Source organism: Algihabitans sp. (assembly GCF_965226985.1).
Lineage (GTDB): Bacteria > Pseudomonadota > Alphaproteobacteria > Kiloniellales > DSM-21159 > Algihabitans.
Genome location: NZ_OZ245712.1, coordinates 2579114 through 2602755, shown reverse-complemented (window position 1 = coordinate 2602755; position 23642 = coordinate 2579114). Strand labels below are relative to the sequence as shown.

Below are 23642 nucleotides of genomic sequence, written 5' to 3'. Positions count from 1 at the left end.
TGACAACGTTCCGCTACCAGGGGTGAGGCGAAAGAGCCGCGACCGCGTGCCGCAACCCTGGCTTCCAACTCTCCTGGGTTTCGGATCCGAACAAGATCGCCTTTTAGAACTCGAACCCCATGTAGAGCCCGAACGTGCGAGGTTCGCCGGAGATGAGAACCCGGCTGCCGTCCTGCTGGGGGAGGCGGCGTGTCGCATAGTCGTTGTCGAAGAGGTTGCGGACGAAGAAGCCGGCGTTCCATCTGTCGTGGTCGTAGGTGATCTGGGTGTTGACCAGAAAGCGCGCATCGGCTCTGGCGGCGAGATCGTTGTCGGCATCGACGAAGGACACGCCGGTGTAGGATGCGTCGGCCCCGACGGAGATGCCGTTGTCGAAGAAGTAGGTCGCGCCGAAGGCCGCCGTCACCTCCGGCGCCGATTGGAACTCGTTGCCCGACAAGTCCTGGCCGCCGCTTTCGAAGTCCAGGAACTCCGTGCGCACCAGACCGATCGAGCCGAAGACGTCAAGCTTAGGCGTCACCATGGCTTCCAGGGATGCCTCGGCGCCGTAGAGCCGAGACTCGCCAGCGTTCACGATATCGAAGTCGCTTGAGTTTCCCGAGGGGCCACGGACCGGTACCTGCTGGTCGGTCCAGTCGGTGTAGAAGAGGTTGGCGTTGGCGGTCAGCCTGCGGTCGAAAAACTGGCTGCGCAGGGCAAGCTCGTAGTTCCAGGTGAACTCCGGATCGAACTCGTTGACCTGCTGGTTGAAACCATTGACCTGGGTGCCGCCGGCCCGGTAGCCACGCTGCACGGTGAAGCTGGTGGCGATATCGGGCGTCCAGTCGTAGGTCAGGCCGACCTTGGGCAGGAAGGCGGAAAAGCTCGCGTCGGTCTCGTTTCGATCGTTCGGCAGCGGGATGGGCGAGGGGATGGCCGGGTCCAGCGTTGCGACGGTGCGGATGTCGTTGTCCACGGTTTCCCGGTCGTAGCGTCCGCCGAGCGTGAAGGTCAGGCCGGGCAGGAGCCAGTCGACGCTGATGTCGGCCTCCCCGAAGAAGGCGAAGTTCTCCACCTCGGTTTTTGAGTTCGACTCTGCTTCCAGAAATACGCCGGGCGGGGCGAGGTTAGTGAAACGGCTCGCCGGATCCCGGGTAAGGTTGAAGAAATCCCCCTCGGTCTGCGTGTAGAACAGTCCGAGGACGCCGCTGAGGTCTTCGCCTTCGTAGCGCAGGCGCAGGTCCTGCTCGAACACCGTCTCGTCGCTGCTTCTATCGAGAAAGCCGAGGTCGTCGGCCGCCGGGCGGTTCCGGTCGGCAACGCGCTCGTAGTCGAGGGTGTAGTAGTTGGTCTCGGACTCGAGCGAGAAGGCCTCGTCGATCCGCCAGGTCAGCCGTAGGCCGCTGTTGCGGTGGAGGGAATCCTCATCCGCCTCCAGGTTGGAGAGGTTGACGCGGTCGTCGGGGAAGAAGGCTTCCTCGATGAAGTTGCTGCCCCGAGAGCTGTCGGTCTGGGAGAAGGAGGCGATGATCTCCAGGTCGTCGGTCGGATCGATGCGCAGCTTGCCGCGCAGGTTGGTCTGCTCGCGGGCGTCGTAGTCGTCTTCGTTCCGGGTCGGATTATCGACGAAGCCGTCGGTCTGCAGGCGGTCGGCAGAGAAGCGGAGGGCGAGACGGTCTTCGATCAGCGGGACATTGACCATGACCGCACCGCCCAGCGTGGCGCGCGAGCCCACCTCGCCGCGGCTGCGCAGCTCCAGGTCGTAGGTGGGGTCGTTGCTGCGCAGGACGATGGCCCCGGCCAGGGCGTTGCGCCCTTGCTGGGTGGACTGCGGGCCGCGCAGCACCTCGACCTGCTGCAGGTCCCAGGAGCTGTAGGGCCCGCTGAAGGTTCCGACGTTCGTCAGGGCGACGCCGTCGACCTGGGTCGAGACGAGTTGGCCGCCGCCGGCGCCGGCCGCCGGACCGCGCTGGTCGATGCCGCGGATGGAAAAGCCGCGTTCCTGGGGGCTTTGATTGACGTTGGGGATGCGCTCGATGGCGTCGTAGAGATCGAAGTCGCCGCGTCGCTCCAGCTCTTCGCCGGTCTGGATCGCCACGCTCTCCGGTGTGTCCTGCAGCGTGCGGATTTGCAATTGCCCGCGCACCACCAGCGGATCGAGTACGAAAGGTTCCCGTGGCGCCGGGACGACAGCTTGCGCAAGCTCTTCGACGACGACCGTTTCCCCTGAACGGCTGTAGGTCAGTCCGGTACCGGCCAGGAGGCGCTGCAAGGCTTCCTCATCCGTAAGGTTGCCGCTCACCCCGGAGGTAGTGCGGCCCCTCGCGAGGGCGCCGTCGAGGGTGACCTGCAAACCGGACTGTTGGCCGAAGAGGGCCAAGGCGCCGGTCAGCCCCTGCGCCGGGATATCGAAGGTCCGCTGCGTTTGAGCGGTCTGGAGATCTAAAGGACCCCCACGGCTTGGATCGAGCGCGGGCCATGCTTGTACGGCCGCCGGTTCGAGCTGTCGCAGGCGAGTCTGCCAATCCTCTGCCTGGGCTTCGCCGGGAAGGTGCGCCAAGGCCGTCGAAATGGCGGCCGCCGTCACCGTGGCGAGACGGAGCCCGTGTCTTCGCGGAGAAGGCTCCTTCCTCGGCGCCTGCTGTCTTGTTTGCTTTCTGGCTTTCACATGATCCGCAGGCCTGACGTGCCCCTCGGCTTCCGCAGTCTCCATCTTTTGCATTCGATCCGTTTCCCCCATGGCACCCGAGCGTCGACCGGCGAGGCGCGCACCCGCATCGTCCATTGATGCGAGTGCGACGCACGCACTTGCTTCGTTGCAGCAACGACGGTGGCGGGGGGATTTTCAGAAAAAACAGCGAGGTGGTTTCTAGGCTATTGCGATATATGGATAAAATCGTGCTACGACCGTGAAACGACGAGGAGCCAGGGGGTCATCCGGCGGACCTTCGCGCCATGGGCACGGGCAATTGCGCGCAACGCTTCGACGGGATCGGCGAGATTGTAGACTCCGGTGACCGGAAGCCGCCCGAGTTCCGGATCGGTCAGGAGAATCCGCCCGGCGTAGTAGCGGCCCAGCCGGTTCACAACCTGTCTCATCGGTTGATCTTCCGCGACCAGCTGACCCTGCCGCCAAGCTGCGATCAGCGCCGGCGCCCGGTGGCCGCGCTGGACCTCCCCCTCCTTGCCGAGGCGCAGTGTGTCGCCAGCCTCCAGGTTGGCGGGCTGACTCTGTCCTGGGGCGCCCGGGCGATCGACCTCCAGGCGGCCCTTCTTGAGCGCGACGGTCGCTCCGTCGCCGTGAACGTCAAGGTTGAAGGACGTCCCGGCCACGCGTGCGCTGAGGTCCTCCGTCGTCACCTGAAAAGGCCGCGTCGGATCTCGCGCCACATCGAAAAAGGCTTCGCCGGCAAGCAGATCGAAGCGTCGCTCGGTTTCGCTGTAGGCGACCGTGAGAGCGCTGCCCGGTGCCAGAACGACGAGGGTGCCGTCGTCGAATCGCAGATCCCGTTGTTCCGCCGTCCCGGTTCGGTGGTCCGCATGAACTCTCAGCCAGAGATCGGGGGCCAGAATCGCAAGAGTGAGGCCGAGGCTGGCGACGAGAGCGGCACGGCGAAGGGTCTTCATGCTCCGAGAGGTCGGTCGACGGCCGCTGCCGCGCCGCGCCGCACCGCGCGGGCGTGGCACGTCGCTGGGGCGACGATCGTTTTTGGCGGGGTTACGCAGCGGCGTCTCCTCGATGAGGCGGGCTGTCCTTTGCGTCGCTGCCCAGGCTGCTTGGTTGACCGGACTTGCGTCCAGCCAGGCATCGAAGCGGTCGAGCAGATCCTGGTCGTCGGGCGTCTCCTGCAGGCGGATCAGCCAGTCCGTCGCTTCTCTGGAGGCTTTCTGTGCGTTTGCGAGGGATGTCTCGGTCATGCCTGTCGTCGTCGCCAGTCTTCCGGCCGCCGGAGGTGCGAAGTGTCACTCACGAAACGCTCCTGACATGCGTTTTTTCAGAAGGTCTTTCCTAGCGGGCAGAACGGCACACTCTCGCGCCGCGGGGAATACGGTCGAGGGGAATACGGTCGAGGGGAATGCGGTCGATGTGTCATGGCCAGCCCAGTCGGTGTTTGCAGTGTTGAACGCCTTCCGCGACCAGGACATGAGCCAGACCTACCGAAATGTCCAAGAAAGCCGCGATGTCCTTCAGCTTGCACCCGCCGATACGGTGCATCTCCACGGCGATGCGGGTGCGTTCGGGCAGTTCGTCGAGGGCCGTCATCACCGCGTCCAGCTGGTCCTTGTAGAGCGCGACTTTCTCCGGACTCGGGCCTTGGTCGGCGCGGGTCCCTAGTGCAACGTCGAAATCGCTGCCGGGCAGGATGCGCCGCTCGCGTTTAAGCCGTCGGCGGCCGTCCAGTGCCAGATTGCGGACGATGCGATAGAGATAGCCGAGTGGCTGTTCCAGATGGCGGGATGCGGCGGTTTCGTCGAACCGCAGCCAGGCTTCCTGGACCAGATCTTCCGCCTGTGCACGATTGCCGACGATACCGGCGGCATAATCGACCAGGGCGCTCCGGTGCGTTACGAAAAGACTGAGTGCTGTTCTAGAGCCCCGCACCCGCAAACAGCCCTCTCGCTTCTGTGCTTCCGATTTCGGGTGCGGCTCGTCGTTCCGCCGCTCCCAACGCGGGCCTCGGCCTAAGTCCCGGCCAAAGGGATCTCGACCGCTGCCGACCGTTCGGGCGGAAGGATATGTGTCTGTTCATCCGCTCGACTTTCGCGGTCTTGTTGCCGCGATCCTATTTCCAAGGAAAACAGCGTGCTGGCATCTCCTCTGTATTGCGAGTGAAAATCAATAGCAAGCAGATGGATCGAGTATCTCGCCGCCGCGCAGTCCAGCGACAGTTGTCACCTGGAAGCCGGCCGTGACGCGTTTCCGGCGGCTGGGCGCGTCTTCAGCTTCTGTAGCAAAAGTTGATTTGTCGAAACGCTTCAATGACGTGAGGCTGCTGAGTAGAGCTTTTGTTGGTTATCGAATGGACGTCTTAAGATAAGGGGAAGGCTCAAGACGTCCGGTCGTACCGTTCTTCAAGACGAAGTGGTCGCCGAAACGGCAAGTCAGTCTGTGAGGCAAAGCGAAGATTACGAAAAAAGCTGTAAAAACAGGGGTAAATCGGAAAATTGAAGGCGAATCGCTCTTGAATATGACAGGCTCAACTCCTTGGTATCACGTGGTTGCCGTGACTATGCCTCGTCATTGTGGGCAGTGGCGTAAGAATGACAGGGGAAACACGCAGCATTCTTCGCCCGAAACCTCCCTGGGATCATCCAATCGATGATCGGGAGCGTCGTTGGCATCTGGCGCTTTTCGAGGGGTGGGAAACTATTGCTCGAAAAGCTTTGAGACTTTAGATCTGCGTCGGGTCGATCCGACAGACGAGCGTGCTTGCAACCCTGCCTGTCGCAGGGGTGGCAGACTATTGGACGAGAAAAGCCCGAGAGGAGAGAGCGGCCGTGAGTCAATTGAGCGATTTGCGGCTTTACCGGGATGATAGAGCAGCAGTGACACTTCAAACGACACCCACGATCAACTCCCAGCTTGATCTGCGACTTGCGACCTTCGAGACTCTTGCCGAAGGTCTCGATTACGCGGCGCGCGGGGAAACCGGCTGTAACTTCTTCTCCGGTCGCGGTGCGCTTGAGGTGGTGCTGCCCTATGCCGACCTGCGCGATCGCAGTGTGGCGCTGGCGCTGCGGCTTTCCGCCTGCGGGCTGCCGCGTGCCAGTCGGGTCGGGCTGATCGCCACCACCTCCGCCGACTTCATGGTGTTCTTCTATGCCTGCCAGTACGCCGGGCTGGTGCCGGTGCCCCTGCCGATCAGCACCAACCTTGGCGGCCGCAGCGCCTACATTGAGCGGCTGCGCGCGATGCTGTCGGCGGCCGATGTGTCTCTCGCCGTAGCCGAAGCCGATACGATCGAGGAGCTGCGCGAGGCCTGCCAAGGTCTGTCGATCAAGCTGGTCGGCACGCCGGCCGATTTCTGGGATCTGTCGGAGGCGGGCGGCGATCTTCGCCCGCTGGGCAAGGACGAGCCGGCCTACATACAGTACTCCTCGGGCAGCACCAGCCTGCCGCGTGGCGTGCTGGTGACCCAACGCAGTGTGACCAGCAACGTACGGGGTATCGCCCGCCACGGCCTAGCGCTCGAGGTTGGTGATCGCTGCGCCTCCTGGCTGCCGCTCTATCACGACATGGGGCTGGTCGGCTTTTCCATCACGCCGCTGCTCGGTCAGTTCTCCGCCGATTACCTACCCACCTCCGCCTTTACCAAGCGCCCGCTGCTCTGGCTCCAAATCATCTCGGACCACGGTGCAACCATCTCCTTTGCGCCGACCATGGGGTACGACCTCTGCGTACGGCGTGCCGCGAAGGCGCAAGGGGGGACGTACGACTTGTCCTCTTGGCGCGTCGCGGGTGTTGGGGCGGAGATGATCCGGGCGGAGGTGCTGGAGCAGTTCGCGTCTCACTTCAGTCCCTTCGGCTTCGACCGGCGCGCCTATCTGCCGAGCTACGGCTTGGCCGAAGCGACCCTGGCGGTGAGTTTCGCGCCTTTGGGGCGCGGCCTGAAGACGGATCGTATCGACCGCCGTGCCTGCGAGGTTCTGCATCAGGCACTTCCCGTAGCCAAGCTTGGCAACGGATCGGCAAAGCGGGCGCGGACCGTCGTGGTTTGCGGACATCCGCTGCCCGATCACAAGGTCGAGATCCGCGGCAGCGGCGGCCGGGTTCTGCCCGAGCGGGAGATCGGCCGTATTCACGTTCAGGGTCCCAGCCTGATGGAAGGCTACTTCCAGGATCCGGCGGCAACCCGCGGTGCCATGAGCGAAGACGGGTGGCTGGACACCGGAGACCTTGGATATCTGGCCGACGGCGAGCTGGTGGTGACGGGTCGCCAGAAGGATCTGATCATCAGCAACGGTCGCAACATCTGGCCGCACGATCTGGAATGGGCGCTGGAGAAACTGCCTGATCTGCGGACGGGTGGCGTTGCGGCCTTCTGCGTCGACGACGACGTCAAGGGCGAGCGGGTGGTGATCGTCGCCGAATGCCGTTTGAACGACGAGGAGGCGCGCCAGGCCCTGGTGCGGGACATGCAGGGCGCAAGCCGTGTCGTCGCGGGCGTCGACCCAGAAGTCATGCTGGTGCCGACCCGCTCGCTGACCTTCACCTCCTCGGGCAAGTTGAGCCGGGCGGCGGTCAAGGCCAGCTACCTCGGCGATCGGCTGGAGCCTCTCAGCCTGGGCCGCCCGGCAGCTCCCGTGGTGGCGTTGGAGCCCGTCCGCTCCGCGACCGACAGCGGCTGAACGCGAATGACGACCTACGCGCAGGCCAAGGCGTCGGTGCTTGCCAAGGCACCGGTCGCAATGACCGGCGCGAGCGGCTTCATCGGCCGCGCGCTCGTCAGGCGCCTGCGCGACCGGGACGTACCCCTGCGGGTGCTGCTACGTCGTCCCGATCCGGAACTCGAGGCGCTCGGCGTCGAGGTGGTGCAGGGGGCTCTCGACAGGGACGACAGTCTGCGCCGTTTGCTGGAGGGCGCTACGACACTGGTCCACTGCGCCGGCGCCATCCGGGCGCGCCGGCCCGCCGATTTTACCGCCGTCAACGAAACCGGGACGGCGCGGCTGGTTCGGCTCGCGGCGGAAAGTGCCGCGCGGCCCCGCGTCCTACTGCTGTCCTCCCTCGCGGCACGCGAACCGGGCGTCTCCGCCTACGCGGCCAGCAAGCGGGGCGGGGAGGAGGCCTTGCTCCGCGAGGCCGCCGGATTGGAACATTTCTGTCTGCGCCTGCCAGCCGTCTACGGTCCGGGCGACCGCGCTACCTTCGGGCTGTTTCAGCAGCTCAGCCGCGGTGTCGGGATTCTGCCGGCGCCCCTGACCAACCGCTTCTCGCTTCTCTACATCTCGGATCTGGAGAAGCTGGTCGAACATCTGCTGCGCCAGAGCGCTTGGTCCGGCGGGATCGCGGAGGTGGACGACGGCCGACCCGGCGGTTACGCCTGGGGCGAGCTTCCGGAGATCGCTGCGCGGCAGCTCGATCGGCGGGTTCGCGCGGTTTCGATTCCGCGCTCTCTGCTCTGGGCAACCGCCACGGGAAGCGAGGGGATCGCCGCCCTGTTCGGGCAGGCCCCGATCTGGACACGAGGCAAGTTGAACGAGTTCTCTCATTCCGACTGGGTCAGTCGCGGACCTGGGCCGACGGAGGTGGAAGGATGGCAGCCGGAAGTGCAACTGGACCAAGGGCTTGTAGCAACTATCTCCTGGTATCGGGAGGCCGGATGGCTGTAACCGACGACCTGTATCGATCACCGGGAGTCAAGCCTTGACGCCCTTTTCTCCATTCCTACAATCCCGGCGAATTGCGGCAGGATGGTTAAAGCGAATCCGAAATGGTTGAGGCCGATCACACAGCTACCTTTGAAAGCATTCGGAATATATTGGAGCGCTATAATGCCGACGGCATCGAAATCACGCCCTCCACGAAACTGATGTCCGACCTGAACATCGATTCGGTGGCAGCTATGGATCTGATAATGGAAATCGAAGATCGTTTTGAGATCGACATCCCAGTCAACATGGTCTCCGACGTAGAGACCACGCAGGATCTGGTTCAGATTGTCGTCGCGCGGACGGAAGCCCAGGCATGACCGATATTTTCGACAAGTATGGCGACATCGCCGTCCGCCGCGACCGTCTGCTCGACGCCGGCGCGGATCCCTTCAATGTTTGCCTTGAGGAGGTCTATTCGCCGACCGAAGCCAAGGTGAACGGCCGGCGCACTATTCTTGCCGGAACCAACAACTATCTTGGTATTACTTTCGATCCGGACTGTATCGAAGCGGCGGCGCAGGCCATCCGTAAGCATGGCACTGGAACGACCGGGTCGCGCATCGCCAACGGCACCTATGCCAACCACCGCCAGCTCGAGGACGAGCTTGCCAGCTTCATGAACTGCCGCTACGGGCTCGGATTTCCCACGGGCTATCAGGCCAACCTCGGCATGCTGGTCGGCCTGGCCGGTCCGAAGGACGTGATGCTGATCGACGCCGACTCCCATGCCAGCATCTACGACGGCGCGCGGCTCAGCGGCGCGACAATCGTGCGCTTCCGCCACAACGATCCCGCCGATCTTGACCGCCGTCTCAGCCGCCTCGAAGGCGAGGGGCAGAGCCATCTGGTGGTCGTGGAGGGCATCTACAGCATGCTGGGCGACCGTGCGCCGATCGCCGAGTTCGCTGAGGTCAAGGAGAAGCACGGTGCTTATCTACTGGTCGACGAGGCGCACTCGCTCGGCGTGCTTGGGCCGAACGGCCGGGGTGCGGCCGAGGCTGAGGGGGTCTCCGACAAGGTGGACTTCTACGTCGGGACCTTTAGTAAGAGCTTAGGCTCCGTCGGCGGCTTCGGCGCGTCGAACCACCCGCGTTTCGAAGTGCTGCGCTACTGCAGCCGGCCGTACATGTACACGGCCTCTTCCGCGCCGGCGAACGTCGCCTCGGTCGTCGCCGCCATCCGGCAGATCCGGAACGACTCCACCCTGCGCGATCGCCTCTGGCGCAACGCGGATCAGGTCTATCAGAGGTTGCTCGCCTTGGGCTTGAAGATCTGTGCGCCGATGAGTCCGATCATCGCCGTCCAGCTTCCCGACATCGAAACCGCCTACTACGCTTGGTCCCGCCTGTTGGAGGCCGGCGTCTACGTCAATCTGGCCGTTCCGCCGGGAACGCCGCATGGCGAGTCGCTGCTGCGCTGCAGTGTTTCGGCCGCCCATACGGAGGCGCAGATCGATCACATCTGCCGACAGTTCGAGGGCATCGCCCGCGAACTCGCCGCCCATGCGCCGCAAGCCGAGCCGGCTTCGGCGATGATGGCTCAGGCAGGCGACTGAATTAGCGACAAGAGCGGGACACGGGCTCGCGCAGCGGCTGTCGCAAAGGCGACAGGCTAAGGGGTAATCGAGAGAATGAGCGTCGACTTCACCTACGTCGAGGGCCAATGCAGCCATGTCGGCCGTCGGCGCGACATTCTGGCCAAGCACCCAGAGGTCAAGCAACTGATGGGCCGCAATCCCTGGACGGCGGCCTGGGTGATCGGCCTCGTGGCGGCTCAACTGGTTGTCGCCGGTTTGGCGGTCGACCTGCATTGGGCCTGGATTCTGGTCCTTGCCTACTGCTTCGGGGCCTTTCTCAATCACGCCCTCTATGTGCTGATCCACGAGTGCACCCACGGCTTGGTTTTCCGCAAGCGCAGTCAGAATAAGGTCCTCGGGATCGTCTGCGACTTCGCCTTGGCGATCCCCAGCGCGATGGCCTTCCGCAAGTACCACCTGATGCACCACAAGCATCTGGGCGAGCACGGATCGGACCCGGACATCGTCAGTCACGCGGAGGCGCGCTTGGTCGGTAGTTCGGCCTGGCGCAAGGCGGTGTGGATGTTCTTCTTTTCCATCTCCCAGGCCTTGCGGCCGATGATGGTGAAGGGCACCGAGTTCTGGGATCCCTGGATCGTCGCCAATGTGGTTGCCCAGCTCGTGGTCAATCTGGCGGTCCTGATCTTCCTCGGCCCGGCGGCACTGGCCTATCTGCTGCTCTCGACCGTTTTCGCGCTGGGCCTGCACCCGCTCGGCGGACGCTGGATTCAGGAGCACTACCTGACGGAGCCGGGGCAGGAGACCTACTCCTACTACGGCCCGCTCAACGCCGTCTGCTTCAACATGGGCTACCACAACGAGCACCATGACTTTGCCAACGTGCCCTGGAACAACCTGCCGCGACTGCGCAAGGCGGCCCCGGACTTCTACGATGGTCTGAAGTCCTATCGCTCCTGGACCGGAGTCCTGGTCAACTTCATCTTCAATCCGGCGATGTCGACCTACAGCCGGATCGTGCACACGCCGCCGACCGAGCCGCCGACCAAGCCGGCGCGTTCACGTCCCCGCCCTGCCGCCTCGACAGCTCAACAGGCTCCGTGAGCCGCCTGCCCGTCGGGCTCGTCAGCAATACTCTCAGTCTGAGCAACCGAGCCGGCGCGCTTCCCGCGGCTGCCTCCGACGCCTCGGTTCTCCATCGCCCGATCCAGGGGCTGAGCGGTCTGGCGGAGGCTCTGGACGACTTCGCCGCCGCCGGGACGGCCGTGATCGCGATCAACGGCGGCGACGGAACCGTCTCCGCCGTCTTGACCGAACTGTTTACGACTCCCCGGTTTCCTACCTTGCCGCCCCTGGCGTTGTTGCCCGGCGGCACGCTGAACATGTGCGCCGGCGATGTCGGTCTCCACGGGTCCAGGGACCGGGCGCTGGCGCGGCTGGTCCGCCGCGTCGAAGCCGGTAAGCTGACCGATACACTCGTTGAACGCCATGCCATTTGCGTCCGTCGCGAGGGCGAGCCCAGGCCCCTCTACGGCATGTTCCTGGCTCTCGGCAGTCTCTACCGCGCGATCCGCTACAGCTACGACGAGGTCCCGGGGCGTCAAAGCCATCCACGGCTGCACACCCTGCGGACGCTCGGGTCTCTGATTGTCCGTCACCTGGCGAACGGCGGTGCCTCCGACCGGATCCTGCGCGGCGATCGCGTCGGGCTTGGCGTCGACGGAGCGGAGGCCGAGGACGTTACCCTGATGCTAGCCTTAGCGACCACCCTGGACCGCCTGGTGCTCGGCTTTCAGCCCTACTGGGGAGGCGGCGATGGCGATCTTCGCTTCACGGCGCTCGGCCACCCGCCCGACCGCTTGATCCGACGTGCGCTCCGCGTCCTCTACGGGGGCGTCCGACGCCGCCTGCCGGGCGACAGCTATCGAAGCTATGCTGCGGCCCAGGTCAGGATCGGCCCGGGTCTGCCCTTCGCGTTGGACGGCGAACTCTACGAGACCGCGCCGGACGCTTGGCTCGAGCTGAGCGCAGCCGGCCCCCTGAGCTTTGTGAGGTGCTGATGGCCGAGCAGCAGGGGCAGAGCGCCCAGCTCTCCCGGATCGTCGAAGCCGAACTGCGGCAGCCCGTCTCCGACGCCGTCGTCGCGGTTGCCCAAGAGATCCGACGGCGCCACGGCGAAGCGGTTCTGGGCTGCCTCTTCTACGGCTCCTGCCTGCGCGACGGGCAGGACGACGGCCGCGTCCTGGACTTCTACACCCTGGTCGACAGCTACCGCGCCTTTCACCGGGGGCGCGTCATGGCCTTTCTAAACAAGCTGATACCGCCCAACGTCTACTATCTTGAGATGCCCTTCGAAGGCCGGACGCTGCGGGCCAAGTACGCCGTGGTCTCTATGGCTGCCTTGTTTCGCGACAGCTCGCCCGCCGCTCTGGTTCCGACCATCTGGGCCCGCATGGCCCAGCCCTGCGCCTTGCCCTACGCCCACGACGAGTGGGTGCGTGACGCTGTACGCGATGCCCTGGTGCAAGCGGTGCGGACCACCGCCGGTCAGACTCTCCCGCTGCTGCCGGCGCGTTTTTCCGCCAGCGATCTCTGGACCCGTGCCTTTCGCGAGAGCTACCGGACCGAGTTCCGGGCGGAACGTGTGGGGCGATCGGAGGTGCTGCATGGTGCTGCGGTGGAGCGCTATGCAAACCTCACCGAGGCGGCGCTGGCTGGCGAGGCGTGGCCGGTCGAGGTGGAGGGAGATCGCGAATCGATCGACGAGAGGCGCACGGCCCTGTTCGAACATGCGGTCGATCCCGGACGGCGCCGGCTGGCGGAGCGGCGTTGGTACTGGCGCCGTCAGGCGGGCCGTTGTCTGCACGTTCTCAGGCTGATCAAGAACGCGCACACCTTTACCGACGGCCTCGACTACGTGCTCTGGAAGATCGAGACCCATTCCGGCATCCGCACGGAGCCCACGGCCTGGCAGCGCCGCCACCCCTTGTTGGCCGCGCCCGGCTTGGCCTGGCGTCTCTACCGCAAGGGCGCGTTTCGCTAGAGCGTTTCGCTATCCGATCCAGACCGCGATCATGTTTGACGGAAGCCGATCTGCTTCCACCGAACAGGTAAATCGCATCTGCGGCGAGGGATCGCTCGCGACGCTTGTGGCTGTGCTCAATCGACGCGTTGAAACCTCAGCTTGCACAACGTATAAGCCAGGCTGCTTGTCAAGTATCTGGAATACAATGTGTTTCGCGCGCTCACAGGCCTGATCGCCTTTACCCTGCTATTGCGGGCGATGATCCCGGTCGGGTTCATGCCGGACCCGGCTGCGGCGCGCGAGGGCGTTTTCAAGCTTGTCATTTGCAACGGAAGCGGCTTCTCGACCATCACGCTCGACGCCAACGGCGATCCGGTCGAGACCGACCCCAACCACGAGACCGAGACGGCCTCCGCCTGTTTCTTCGCCCCGATCGGGCCGGCACTTCCGTCGAGCCAGGACCTGGTCCCGGTATCGCAAGTGGGGCTTTCGGGGCCGAAGCCCTGGTCGCCGATCCTGGCCGCCGGCCACCTGCGCTATCGGCCGACTGCACTACAGCCTCGGGCGCCGCCCCTGCGCTCCTGACCCTTCGTTGATGCCCGCTCTCGCGCCGGGTCGATCTCGTGCGTCTGCTCGACGCTTGCAGTCTCGGCACTAGGTTGGCGCGACATCTTCCGCCGGCGCGAGTCCATCGCGTCTTCGGGCACGACGAAGGCTTCTCCTGTCAAGATCCAGAGGTCCCGATCCGTCCATCCGGTGGCCTCTGCCTGTGTCTTCGGAGTCTCGGGAGCAAGTCATGTCCCCACTGCGCCGTACCTGGCGATACACACCTGTTCTCATCCTTTCCGTCTGCTCGTTTCACCTGCTTGTCCCTGACCCCGCGAAAGCGCAGGAGCCAAGTCAAACGACGAACGAGGAGGCCTTGTCAGACAGCCCAGTTCCGGTGCTATCGCCTGTGGAGGTGACGGCCCCGGCCGTGACGCAGACGCCGGCAGGGCCGGTCGACGGCTATCGGGCCTTGACCGCCGTCACCGGCACCCGGACCGAAACGCCGCTCGAACAGATTCCTCAATCCATTCAGGTCGTTCCGCGCTCCCTGATCGAGGACCAGCAGGACCAGACGCTCCAGGACGCTTTGGAGAACGTCAGCGGCGTGCGCACGCCGGCGGCCCAGGAAAGCCTGCTGAGTTCCTTCTTCGTGCGCGGTTTCGCTGCTGACCAATACTTCGATGGGACGCCGATCTTCGGGGCGACCAACGTCTTCGATACGGGAACTTTGGTGAACGTTGAGCGGATCGAGGTTCTGAAGGGACCCTCGGCCACGCTTTTCGGCGGCGGTACGGGCGCGCCCGTCGGTGGCCTCATCAACGTCGTTCCGCGGACGCCGGAGTTCGAGTCCTCCTATACGGCCGGCCTGCGTGCGGGCAGTTTCCGAACCTTCAACCCCTTCTGGGACTTCAACCAGCAGCTTGTCGAGGATCGGATCGCGTTCCGCTTTTCCGGCGACTTCGAGCGCGCCGACTCCTTCATCGATGCTGAGGAAAGCGAGCGTGTGTTGCTGGCTCCCAGCCTGCGCCTGACCCTCACGGAGGATACGGAGCTCCTGGTCCGAGGGATCTACTCTAGGAACGAATATCTCGAGTATTCCGGCCTGCCCGCCGACGGAGCCGTCGGCGGAGACTTCCCGATCGACCGCTTTCGCTTTTCCGGTGCAAGAGATACGCCTGACACGATCGTGCGTAATGCGCTCGTGCTGGCCCGTTTGACCCATGATTTCGGCGATGCGCTGACAGGTTCCGTCCAAGCCAGCTACTACGACAGCTACTTCAAGGAGAACAGCAGCTTCGCGTTGGGCGGTCCGATCAGCCCCGCGACGCCGTCGGTCTACGCAGTGTCCTCGGGCGTCCTCGAGACGGATGTCGAGCAATTCAATACCAACGCCAACCTGTCCTACGACTTCGACGTCGGCGGGGCGCCCAACACTTTGCTGGTCGGCTTCGAATACGACCGAACGGAGAATCCGGCTTCCCTCGACTTCCAGATCCTGGGCTTTCTCGACTACGCCGATGACTCCAGCGATTTCAATTTCGTCGCACCCGATGATCCACCTTTGATCTTGCAGGACAACGCCTACAGAACCTACGCGGCCTATGGTCAGCATCAGATTACCTGGTTCGACCGGCTTCATTTTCTGGGCGGCCTGCGCTGGACCCGGCTGACAATCGAGGAAAAAGAGCGCGGTCAGGACTTCACGGCGCACGAAGTCACGCCGCGTTTTGGCACGGCCCTCGATGTGACCGAGCAGGTCACCGTTTTTGCAGGCTATGGCCGTGGCTTCCGGGGCGTGCAGGCCTTTACCGGCGACGGCCCGCCGGAGCCCGAAGAGTCGGAGCAGTTTGAGGCCGGCCTGCGCTTCGACTTCGACCGCATCGGCTTGAGCGGCTCCGTCGCTGGCTATCAGCTGATCCGCAAGAACGTTCCCACCTTCGAGCCGGGCAATACCGGTTCTCAGGTTCAGACCGGCGAACAGAGGTCGCGGGGCGCGGAATTGGATGTCATCTGGCAAGCGACGCCGGAGCTGACCTTCCTGGCCAACTACGCCTACACCAACGCCAAGGTCACCGAGGATCTGCGTTTGCCCGAGGGCGATCGTCTGACCCGTATTCCGCGCCACAGCGGCCGCGTGGCGGCCCGCTACGATTTCCTGGACGGTCCTCTCGACGGTCTCGGTCTCGGCTTCGGCGTCAGCGCGGCTTCGAAGCGGGAAATCACGCTGGAGAACGACTTGGAGACGGAGGCCCATTTCGTTGCCGATGCTCAGCTTTCCTATGAACTGGGGCCCCTCGATGTTCGGCTATCCGTGGAGAACCTGACGGACGAAGACCACTTCGAGCCCTATCAGTTTCTCGGCCAGTCCGTCGTACGTCCGACCCAGCCGCGCTCCGTCTTCCTGAGCGTTTCCGCGTCTTTCTGAACCTGCCTCTTCATCTTCTAAAAGGATGACACCGTCATGACCATCACCCGACGCCTGTTCAATACCGGTTTGGCGGCCACGGCGGCTGCCCCCTTCGCTTTGCTGGCCGCTGCCGTGGCCCGTGCGGAAAAGGAGGCCGCTCACGAAATGTCGCCGGAACTGGAACAGCTTCTGGGCGGCCGCCGCGAGGGACATCTCGCGCTGCTGCTCTATCCCGAGTTCACGGCCCTGGACGTCTTCGGTCCCCACCACATGTTCATCAATCTCTGGGGGGAGACCACGCACCTGGTCGCCAAGACGGCCGATCCCGTTCCGACCGATACCGGTGTGTTGGTCCAGCCGACCACCACCTTCGCCGACTGCCCCGAAGACCTGCTGGTGATCTGCGTGCCAGGCGGCACGCTGGGCACCCTGGCCGCCATGCAAGACGAGGAGACGCTGGCCTTCCTGAAGGATCGCGCCAGCCGCGCCCGTTGGGTGACCAGTGTCTGCACCGGGTCTCTGGTCCTGGGGGCCGCCGGTTTGCTCCAGGGGTATCGTGCGACCTCCCACTGGTTGACCCATGACATCTTGCCGGAGCTGGGTGCGATCCCCGTGAAGGATCGCGTCGTCACGGACCGCAACCGCATCACCGGCGGCGGCGTGACCGCCGGGATCGACTTCGGGCTGTCCATCATCGAGGCTCTGCGAGGACGGCCCTACGCCGAGATGGTTCAGCTCTTCGCCGAGTACGATCCCGCGCCGCCCTTCGACGCCGGAACGCCGGAGACCGCGCCGCCCGAGGCCACGGCCGTACTGACCGAGATGTTCGAGTCCTTCCTGGTCGACACGCGGGAAGTCGCGCAGACCGCCATGACGCGGCTGTAGAGCGCGATCGTCTCAGGTGGAAGCGTTTGGCCTCCACCTGAGACGTGAATCGCCCTCTAAGACTTATGATGAGAGCGCGATCGCCTTAGGTGGAAGCGTTTGGCTTCCACCTAAGGCGATCCTGCTCTAGGCGCTGGCGTCGGAGGTCACTGCCTTGGAAGCAGCCGCTCGGGGGGAGGCGCCTTTCGGCCAACGCCTTTTGGAGCAGAGCCAGTCTCCGGGCTGTTCGCTGATCCAGGTTTCGTAGTGAGACAGGATCGCTTTCGTTAGCGCCAAGGCCGTCTCCCGCTCGTCGCGTGCTTCGGGGCAGAGGGGGATCGGCTTCATGAGGTGAATGCGAAAGCGCGCCCCCTCGCGCCGCTCCACCCGGACCGGGACCATCGGCACTTTCATGCGTACGGCCAGGCGAGCGGGGACCAGGGAGGTCATGGCGTCGATCCCGAAGAAGGGAACCAACTCGCCTTCGTCGGAGCGGGTGTCGATCAGCATGCCGATGCTGCGTCCCTTACCCAGGGCGGTCAGGCTCCCGCGGATCGAGTTGCGCTTTTCGATCAGCTCGCAGGCAAGACCGCGCCGCATGCCTAGGACCATACGGGCGATGTAGGGGTTTTGCTGCGGGCTGTAGATGACGCTGAGCGGCAGCTTCAGGCGATGGGCGATCACACCGGCGGCCAGCTCCCAATTGCCGATGTGGGCCGTGATGAACATGATCGGCTTGCCGTCCCGCAGCAGGGCTTCGACCTCGTTGTCGACCAGCAGTTCGGTGCCCTCTTGGTCGCTGCGGGTGCAGATCTTGCGCACATGCGGATACTCCGCCAGTACGCGCCCGGTCGCCGCCCAGCTCTGGCGCGCCAGGTCCGTGATCTCCCCCTGACTCTTGCCGGGAAAGGCAATGCTCAGGTTGCGGACCGAATGACCAAACTTCGAGAGGCGGGGCGCGTAGGACCAGACGAGCCGGTGACCGATTGCCGAGGCGATGCGCGGCGGAACGAGACGACAGAAGCCCCAGAAGGTTGCGAGACAGGCGTACTCGGCACCCCAGATCGCTTTTTTGATCAGCGGTGAGCGCTGTGCGGCTCGATCCAGCGAAGGCGTAAGGTAGGTGCGTGCCAAGGTCTTCTATCGCAGTTCTGTCTCGTGACAACCGTACGTATCCTTCGATGGATCGTACGCACGATTTAGGGATAGCGTTCCTGCTATTCGAGGGAGAGGAGGCTTTTGCGCGGCCTTCGGCCGACAGTTTCGAGCCGAGCGCCACCGGCTTTACATAGCAATATCACAGACCCGAGTCAGTGAGTGGAGGGAACCGCACCCTGCGGCGGCTGCCGGCCGGAATCCCGAAACAGAAGAACGCTGCCGACCAGGCTGGCCAGGGCCAGTGCCGGTCCCCAGGCCGCCAGCCAGGGCGGCAGGACACCCAGTTCGCCCATTGCCAGCGTCGCGCGTGCGAAGACCAGGTAGCCGAAGCTGATGGCGACGGCCGCCATGAAGATCCAGGCGACCGTGCGGCGGGCTCGCAGGTACTGGCCGAGCGAGACGACGAGCGCCACCATCAACAAGGGCACGAGCGCCGAGGCCAGCCGCTGATGGAGCCAGGTTTCGTAAACCTCGACCCGGCGCTGCCCGAAGGCGTTGTTGGCCGCCAGGGTGCGCATTTCGGCGAGATCCAGCTCCCGCGGTTCGACCGACAACTGCACGAGCTGATCCAGGTCCAGGCGTCCGGCCCAGAAGAGCGTGGCCCGCCTGTTGCTCTGCTGCGTCTGCGCGTCGTATTGGCGGACATCGCGCAGCAGCCAGCCGTCCTCGGTCGGCTCGGCCTCGGCGGCGCTCAGATGCTCGATCAAGGCGCCGGACTCGTCCCTGCGAAAGATAACCAGGCCGCTCAGCTCGCCGGAGCGGGCCGCCTCGGTCGGGATGCGCAGAAAGTCGGAGCCGCTGCGCAGCCAGACGTTGCCGGTGTCGTCTCCCAGTCTGCTGCTCTCGAAACTATCCATGCCCATGGCGCGCACCTTCTCCATCGCCGGCGGCACGGCCCAGTTATCGACGGCGAACTGCAAGCCGACCAGCAGCAGCGAGACCGGCAGCAGGCCGACGATCAGGCGCGCCGGTGAGGTCCCGGTACTCCAGATCACCTCCAGTTCATGGTGCCGAGCCAACTCGCCCAGGGTCATGATGGCGCCGAGCAGCGTGGCGATCGGCAAGAGGTGCGACACGAAATCGGGTAGCCGCCACAGGGCGAAACGTAGCAGCGCGGCCAGCTCGCCGTCCGCAGCGTTCAGCACGTTGTCTCCCCGCTCGAGCAGCTCGAAGCTCAGCAGGATCGTGACCATGCCGAAGAGCACCAGGGCGAATCTGGCGAGAAAGAGGCGCGTGAAGTAGAGGCTCAGGACGCGCATCGTCTCGCCTCTTCTCGGACCGGCGCCTCGGGCGTTTCGGCGGTTTGCGCCGCGGCACGCCCGGACCAGGCGAGGACGCTTCCGAGCGAGAGCCTCTGGGCGACCCGCAGGAACGCGATCAGGCTGACCGTCAGGAAGACCAGGAAGGGCAGCCACAAACCGAGGAAGGGATGGGCCTCCTCCGACTCCACAAGGTTTTCGCCGAAGTTCAGGACCTCGTGGTAGCCGACCAGGGCGACCACACCGATGGCGATGCCGACCAGGCGGCCGCGTCCCCGGTTGCGCGTGCCGAGCGCGAGGGGCACGGCCAGAAAGGGTAGGGCGAAGACGGACAGGATCCTGACGATCCTGCCGTGGAACTCGGCCACCATGTCTGCCGAGCCGACCTCCGCGTTGGGGACGTGTCGCTGCTGCCAGAGCTCCGTCAGGGTCATCTCGCGCTCGTGGCTGCCCCGCGGCGGGTAGAGCGTACTGGAGCCGTCCGCCAGGCTCGCGGTGCGGCTCTCGAAGCGCAGGGTGCCCTTTTCGACCGGGCCGGCCTCGCCTTCGTCCTGTCCCGAGCCCGGTGCGGCGCCCGGTCCATGCAGCAGTACGCCGTTCCGCAGGACGACCGCTGGGGCCCGTCCCTCCTGGCCCACCACCAGAAGGCCTTCCTCAGCCGTCACGGCGCTCCAGGCGCCGTCATCGTTCTGGGTGTAGAGGAAAACGCCTCGGAACTGGCGGCGGTCCGTGGAGATCTCCTCGGCCAGAAGCGTGGTGCCCTCGACGCTGGTGAAGGTGCCGGGCTCCAGGATCGCCTGGATCACCGTTCCGGTCGCCGTATGCACCATGGATTTGTAGGCGTAGCGGCTGTAGGGTTGCAGGTAGCCCAGGGTTACGACGGAAACGGCCGCGACGCAAAGGGCGACCGCCATGCTGGGTCGCAGCAGTCGATGCAGGCTAACCCCGCTCCCCAGCAGGGCGTCCAGCTCGCTATCGCGGTGCAGCCTGCGAAAGCCGATCAGCACGCCGAGAAAGAAGCCAAAGGGCAGCGCGAGCCCGATGTAGTGGGGCACGAGGTAGGTCAGCATCTGCACCAGAACCTGCAGGGGCCCCTCGGTGCCCAACGCAAGGTCGAGAAGTCGGAGCAAGCGTTCTACCAGCAGGACCAGCAAGGCGAGCAGCAGCGTCACCGCGAAGGGGCGCAAGGTCTCGCTCAGAAGATAGCGGTCGAGGGTTTTCATGGCTGCGGTTCGCTGGCGGCGCGGGCCGGAAGCTCCTGCGCCGAAAAACAGACTCCTTCGAACGTCGTTGGGGGTCCGTTGGACCTGGTAGGGCCGACCCCGTGACGTGGGAGGCCGAGGCCGGGCTTGCTACGTCGAACGCGTTACCTGTCGAGTTCGTGATCTGTCCGGTGCGATCCGCGCCTTGCGAGCGACCGTGCGCGCACTCGCTCCGCCAACCGGCCTTGCGGCGAGCAGTCGAATCTCGACGGACCCGCCAGCTTCAGCCGCGCGCACCCTGCAACAGGCTTCGCGGCCTGTCGACTGTTATTCGCGGGACGAAATCCGGATGGTTTCGCGCGTTTGGGTCGGTTTCAGCTCTCCTTTCTCTTCGCAGTAGCTTCGTGCGCTGACATCGATGCGCCAGGCGCCGTCTTGGCGGCCGATTCCGTAGAACTGGCAGAGCGCCGCTGGCCGGCCGTGACTGGCCAGCGCAGAAGCCGAGGGGACTCCGCAGACCGGCACCGGACCGTTCGGGCCCGGGATCTCGGCCCGAGTCAGCCGGTGGTCGTGCCCGTGAAGAATCATCTCCGCGCCGCTTCGCGCAACGGCCTGGCGAAAGGCCTCCGCATCGATCAGTCGCTTGCGCGCGCGCACGGCTCCCTCGACCGGCGGATGGTGCAGCAGTACGCAGCGGAACAGACCCTCCCGGCCCAGCCGTGCCAGGTCGTCCTCCAACGCCGCGATCTGCCCGCTGCCGAGCTTCCCGGTCGCGAAGGCCGGCGGTGTCGGCAGGGCCGTCGAGAGCCCGATCAGAGCGACCTCGCCGCAGCGCCGCAGGAAGGGAAAGGCGGCCGCTGCGGAGTGCGTGTTGCTGGCTGGCGCTGCGTCGGTCTCGCCGTAGGAGGTCATGTAGGCCGCGATCCGCCCCAGGGACTCGGCCCAGGGCACCGTGACGCTGGCGTCGTGATTGCCCGGGATCACGCTGACCGACTCGGGCGTGCCCAGTTCGCGCAGCCAGTCGGCGGCCTGATCGAACTCGGCGGGCAGGGCGATGTTGGTCAGGTCGCCGGTGACGACCGTATGATCCGGGCGCTCCCGTTGCAGGTCGCGGGTCACGGCGTCTAGGACCTCGCGCCTGTGGACATGCTGCCGCCGACGTTTCCAGGAGAGGTAGCCGAGCAGACGTTTGTTCGTCAGCTGCCGCCAGCTGGGCGACGGCAGCGGTGCGATGTGGGGGTCGGAGAGGTGCGCCAGCCTGAACATCGCCTAGGCGGCCGCGTCGGAACGTTCGCGCAGGATGCTCTCGACCAGGGTCAGGTCGGCGGCCTTGTCGACGTCGATCGCGGCCTCGGCGACCGGCAGCACAACGGCGGCGCAGGAGACGCCGGTCAGCTTGGAGAGATGACAGGCCGCATCGTCAAGGCTGAGCCGGCCGAGAAGGTAGCGCAGCAGCATCGTCGGCCCAAGCGCCCAGGCCATGCGCCAGGGTCGTTTGCGCTCCTGTTCCACACGGCCCCAGAAGTCGACGACCCGCAGCCCCGCCGGATCGAGCACCGCGTAGAGATTGCAACCGCTGTAGGAGCCGTCGCGCAGTCTCAGATAGGTGCGCTTGGCGTCGGGGTAGGCGGTCTGGATGGTCGCGGCGCTGGCGACGCCGGTCACCACGGCGGCGCCGCTGTCGCGGGCCAGGGCGACGAAGCGCTCGACCAAGGCGGGCGTCAGCAGGGCATGATCGGCGGTCGTGATCAGGTAGGGCGGCCCTTCCGGCAGGCTCTTCAGCGCGCGCAGGACGCTTTGGCTGGGGCTCTCCGCCGTCGCTACGGCATCGGGCGCGGCTCCTCCGTCCTGGGTGACGAAGTCGGCAATCGCGTCGAGGACCGTGGGGGCCTCGACCGAGACGACGACCCGGCCGACGTCGGCGCTCCGATTGAGGGCCTCGACGACCCGCGCCAGCATCGGCACGCCGCCGGTGGGTACCAGGCAGCGATGGCTGACGCCCGACGACTCGGCAAGGGCATCGCGTCCGGGCCTCTGGCCTGCCAGAACGAGCGCGGTGAAGGTCGTCGGTTCCGTGAAGCTGGTGTCTTCCCTCACGACAGCGACTTCTCGTAGATGCGATAGGTCTTGTAGGCCTCGCCGCCCCAGGATTCCACGATGCGCCGGGCCGCCAGATTGTCCTCCAGAACCCAGGAGAGTTCTGCCCAGACCAGCCCGCGTTTGCGGTGATGGCTGCGGATGCGGTCGATTACGCCGAGCGCCAGGGCCGTACCCCGCGTGGTGCCGTGGAAGCGCCGCTTGACGCCCATGATGGCCATGCGTCCGCTCTTCAGCCGGCGCACCTTCAGGCGCCAGAGCAGCTTGAGCCAGCCGAAGGGCAGTAGCCGCCCGCGCAGCCCGGCGAAGGCCTCGTTCATATTGGGCAGAATCACGCACATCGCGACCGCCTCGCCCTCGACCATGCCGAAGCAGATGGAGTCGGCGGTCAGCAAGGGTTTGAGATTGGTCTCGAGGTAGGTCACGTCGGCGTCCGTCATGGGGACGAAGCCCCAGTTGTCGGACCAGGCGTCGTTGAAGATCTCCTTGATGTGCCGAAGCTCGCCGGAGACATCGGACAGATCCGCGTCGCGGAAGGTCAGCTTCTTGGCGCGCTGGGCATTCTCCAGAAAGCTGCGCGCCGCCGGCGGTTCGGCCGCCGCTACATCGTAGTAGTAGGCGACCATGTCCTTCGCCTTGCGGTACCCCTGCTCCTCCAGGCGCGCGGCATAGTAGCGCGGCGCATAGTTCATCATGAAGCAGGCCGGCGAATCGAAGCCCTCCACCAGCAGGCCGCACTCGTCGTTGATCGACAGGCTGAAGGGTCCTCGGACCTCTGTCATGCCGCGTTCGCGCAACCAGGTCTCCGCCGTCCCGCACAGCTTTGCGAAGACCTCCGGATCGTCTTCGGCCTCCAGGCAGCCGAAATGGCCGATGGTCTCTCCGGACCGGTCCAGTTGGGCCCGGTCGATCTGAGCGCTGATACGACCGACCGGGCGTCCGCCGCGCCAGGCGGTCCAGAAGGCGAAGTCGGCGTGCGCGAAGAAGGGGTTGCGGCGCGGATCGAAGTGGCGCAGGCGCTCGAAGCGAAGCGGCGCAATCCAGTTGGGATCGTCGGCGTAGAGAGCCTCGGCCACCGCGAAGAAGCGTTTCAGGTCGCGGCGACCTTGCCCTTGCTCGACGGACAGGGGCGCGGCCGCCCGGTTCCGGGGGAGGGCGGCGCCGGTCTCGGCCTGCGCCGAGCTAGCCACAG

19 protein-coding genes are annotated in these 23642 nt (G+C 65.2%); 10 read left to right on the top strand and 9 right to left on the bottom strand.

Translation table 11 applies throughout. From position 1 onward, the window contains the following. Positions 1-103 precede the first annotated feature (103 nt). The 3 genes from ACO054_RS11960 to ACO054_RS11950 form a co-directional block, all read right to left on the bottom strand. Positions 104-2566, bottom strand: coding sequence for a TonB-dependent receptor domain-containing protein (locus tag ACO054_RS11960; RefSeq protein ID WP_421706808.1), 2463 nt, complete (start codon positions 2564-2566; stop codon positions 104-106). A gap of 314 nt (positions 2567-2880) precedes the next feature. Next, complete coding sequence (locus ACO054_RS11955) at positions 2881-3897, bottom strand: FecR family protein (protein WP_421706807.1); 1017 nt, start codon at positions 3895-3897, stop codon at positions 2881-2883. 172 nt (positions 3898-4069) lie between these two features. Beyond that, the gene (locus tag ACO054_RS11950) at positions 4070-4582 is read right to left on the bottom strand and encodes a sigma-70 family RNA polymerase sigma factor (protein ID WP_421706806.1); all 513 of its coding nucleotides are present in this window, start codon (positions 4580-4582) and stop codon (positions 4070-4072) included. Between the two features lie 944 nt (positions 4583-5526). On the opposite strand from ACO054_RS11950, the gene ACO054_RS11945 reads away from it, so the two are divergent. The 10 genes from ACO054_RS11945 (at position 5527) to ACO054_RS11900 (ending at position 16755) form a co-directional block, all read left to right on the top strand. After that, entirely contained in the window at positions 5527-7329 is a 1803-nt protein-coding gene (locus ACO054_RS11945; RefSeq protein ID WP_421706805.1) for a fatty acyl-AMP ligase, read from the top strand. Between the two features lie 6 nt (positions 7330-7335). Further along, positions 7336-8313 (top strand): NAD-dependent epimerase/dehydratase family protein, encoded by a 978-nt coding sequence (locus ACO054_RS11940; protein ID WP_421706804.1) that lies wholly within the window; start codon positions 7336-7338, stop codon positions 8311-8313. A 101-nt stretch (positions 8314-8414) separates the two neighbouring features. Continuing rightward, positions 8415-8672, top strand: coding sequence for an acyl carrier protein (locus ACO054_RS11935; protein ID WP_421706803.1), 258 nt, complete (start codon positions 8415-8417; stop codon positions 8670-8672). Continuing rightward, positions 8669-9910 (top strand): serine palmitoyltransferase, encoded by a 1242-nt coding sequence (gene spt, locus ACO054_RS11930; protein WP_421706802.1) that lies wholly within the window; start codon positions 8669-8671, stop codon positions 9908-9910. Before ACO054_RS11935 ends, spt begins: the two co-directional genes overlap by 4 nt. A 75-nt stretch (positions 9911-9985) precedes the next feature. Then, positions 9986-10993 carry a fatty acid desaturase gene (locus tag ACO054_RS11925; protein WP_421706801.1) on the top strand — a complete coding sequence of 336 codons (1008 nt, stop codon included), beginning with the start codon at positions 9986-9988 and terminating at the stop codon, positions 10991-10993. Then, positions 10990-11949: a diacylglycerol kinase family protein gene (locus ACO054_RS11920; RefSeq protein ID WP_421706800.1), complete on the top strand. Its 960-nt coding sequence runs from the start codon at positions 10990-10992 to the stop codon at positions 11947-11949. The genes ACO054_RS11925 and ACO054_RS11920 overlap by 4 nt, the downstream gene beginning before the upstream one ends. Further along, the gene (locus ACO054_RS11915; RefSeq protein ID WP_421706799.1) at positions 11949-12932 is read left to right on the top strand and encodes a hypothetical protein; all 984 of its coding nucleotides are present in this window, start codon (positions 11949-11951) and stop codon (positions 12930-12932) included. Before ACO054_RS11920 ends, ACO054_RS11915 begins: the two co-directional genes overlap by 1 nt. Before the next feature lie 189 nt (positions 12933-13121). Further along, complete coding sequence (locus ACO054_RS11910) at positions 13122-13499, top strand: hypothetical protein (RefSeq protein ID WP_421706798.1); 378 nt, start codon at positions 13122-13124, stop codon at positions 13497-13499. A 337-nt stretch (positions 13500-13836) separates the two neighbouring features. Beyond that, entirely contained in the window at positions 13837-15888 is a 2052-nt protein-coding gene (locus ACO054_RS11905; protein ID WP_421706797.1) for a TonB-dependent siderophore receptor, read from the top strand. A gap of 36 nt (positions 15889-15924) precedes the next feature. After that, on the top strand, positions 15925-16755 hold the full coding sequence (locus ACO054_RS11900; RefSeq protein WP_421706796.1) for a DJ-1/PfpI family protein: 831 nt from the start codon (positions 15925-15927) through the stop codon (positions 16753-16755). 126 nt (positions 16756-16881) lie between these two features. Here ACO054_RS11900 and ACO054_RS11895 read toward each other — a convergent pair whose 3' ends face one another. The 6 genes from ACO054_RS11895 to ACO054_RS11870 all read right to left on the bottom strand — a co-directional run bounded on the left by ACO054_RS11895 (position 16882) and on the right by ACO054_RS11870 (position 23640). Next, on the bottom strand, positions 16882-17868 hold the full coding sequence (locus ACO054_RS11895) for a lysophospholipid acyltransferase family protein (protein WP_421706795.1): 987 nt from the start codon (positions 17866-17868) through the stop codon (positions 16882-16884). 176 nt (positions 17869-18044) lie between these two features. Then, positions 18045-19151 (bottom strand): LptF/LptG family permease, encoded by a 1107-nt coding sequence (locus tag ACO054_RS11890; protein ID WP_421706794.1) that lies wholly within the window; start codon positions 19149-19151, stop codon positions 18045-18047. Further along, a complete protein-coding gene (gene lptF / locus ACO054_RS11885) occupies positions 19139-20374 on the bottom strand; it encodes an LPS export ABC transporter permease LptF (RefSeq protein ID WP_421706793.1) in 1236 nt (411 codons plus the stop codon). The genes ACO054_RS11890 and lptF overlap by 13 nt, the downstream gene beginning before the upstream one ends. Before the next feature lie 306 nt (positions 20375-20680). Then, positions 20681-21619 carry a metallophosphoesterase family protein gene (locus tag ACO054_RS11880; RefSeq protein WP_421706792.1) on the bottom strand — a complete coding sequence of 313 codons (939 nt, stop codon included), beginning with the start codon at positions 21617-21619 and terminating at the stop codon, positions 20681-20683. 3 nt (positions 21620-21622) lie between these two features. Next, positions 21623-22450 carry a nucleotidyltransferase family protein gene (locus ACO054_RS11875; protein ID WP_421706791.1) on the bottom strand — a complete coding sequence of 276 codons (828 nt, stop codon included), beginning with the start codon at positions 22448-22450 and terminating at the stop codon, positions 21623-21625. Next, positions 22447-23640, bottom strand: a complete 1194-nt coding sequence (locus ACO054_RS11870) for a dATP pyrophosphohydrolase (protein WP_421706790.1) — start codon at positions 23638-23640, stop codon at positions 22447-22449. Before ACO054_RS11870 ends, ACO054_RS11875 begins: the two co-directional genes overlap by 4 nt. Positions 23641-23642 lie beyond the last annotated feature (2 nt).

What these genes read in the sequence shown, in the direction of transcription:
- ACO054_RS11955 (WP_421706807.1), bottom strand. Translation starts at nt 3,897, where the DNA reads ATGACCGAGACATCCCTCGCAAACGCACAGAAAGCCTCCAGAGAAGCG.
- ACO054_RS11940 (WP_421706804.1), top strand. Translation starts at nt 7,336, where the DNA reads ATGACGACCTACGCGCAGGCCAAGGCGTCGGTGCTTGCCAAGGCACCG.
- ACO054_RS11935 (WP_421706803.1), top strand. Translation starts at nt 8,415, where the DNA reads ATGGTTGAGGCCGATCACACAGCTACCTTTGAAAGCATTCGGAATATA.
- spt (WP_421706802.1), top strand. Translation starts at nt 8,669, where the DNA reads ATGACCGATATTTTCGACAAGTATGGCGACATCGCCGTCCGCCGCGAC.
- ACO054_RS11925 (WP_421706801.1), top strand. Translation starts at nt 9,986, where the DNA reads ATGAGCGTCGACTTCACCTACGTCGAGGGCCAATGCAGCCATGTCGGC.
- ACO054_RS11915 (WP_421706799.1), top strand. Translation starts at nt 11,949, where the DNA reads ATGGCCGAGCAGCAGGGGCAGAGCGCCCAGCTCTCCCGGATCGTCGAA.
- ACO054_RS11900 (WP_421706796.1), top strand. Translation starts at nt 15,925, where the DNA reads ATGACCATCACCCGACGCCTGTTCAATACCGGTTTGGCGGCCACGGCG.
- ACO054_RS11890 (WP_421706794.1), bottom strand. Translation starts at nt 19,151, where the DNA reads ATGCGCGTCCTGAGCCTCTACTTCACGCGCCTCTTTCTCGCCAGATTC.
- lptF (WP_421706793.1), bottom strand. Translation starts at nt 20,374, where the DNA reads ATGAAAACCCTCGACCGCTATCTTCTGAGCGAGACCTTGCGCCCCTTC.
- ACO054_RS11880 (WP_421706792.1), bottom strand. Translation starts at nt 21,619, where the DNA reads ATGTTCAGGCTGGCGCACCTCTCCGACCCCCACATCGCACCGCTGCCG.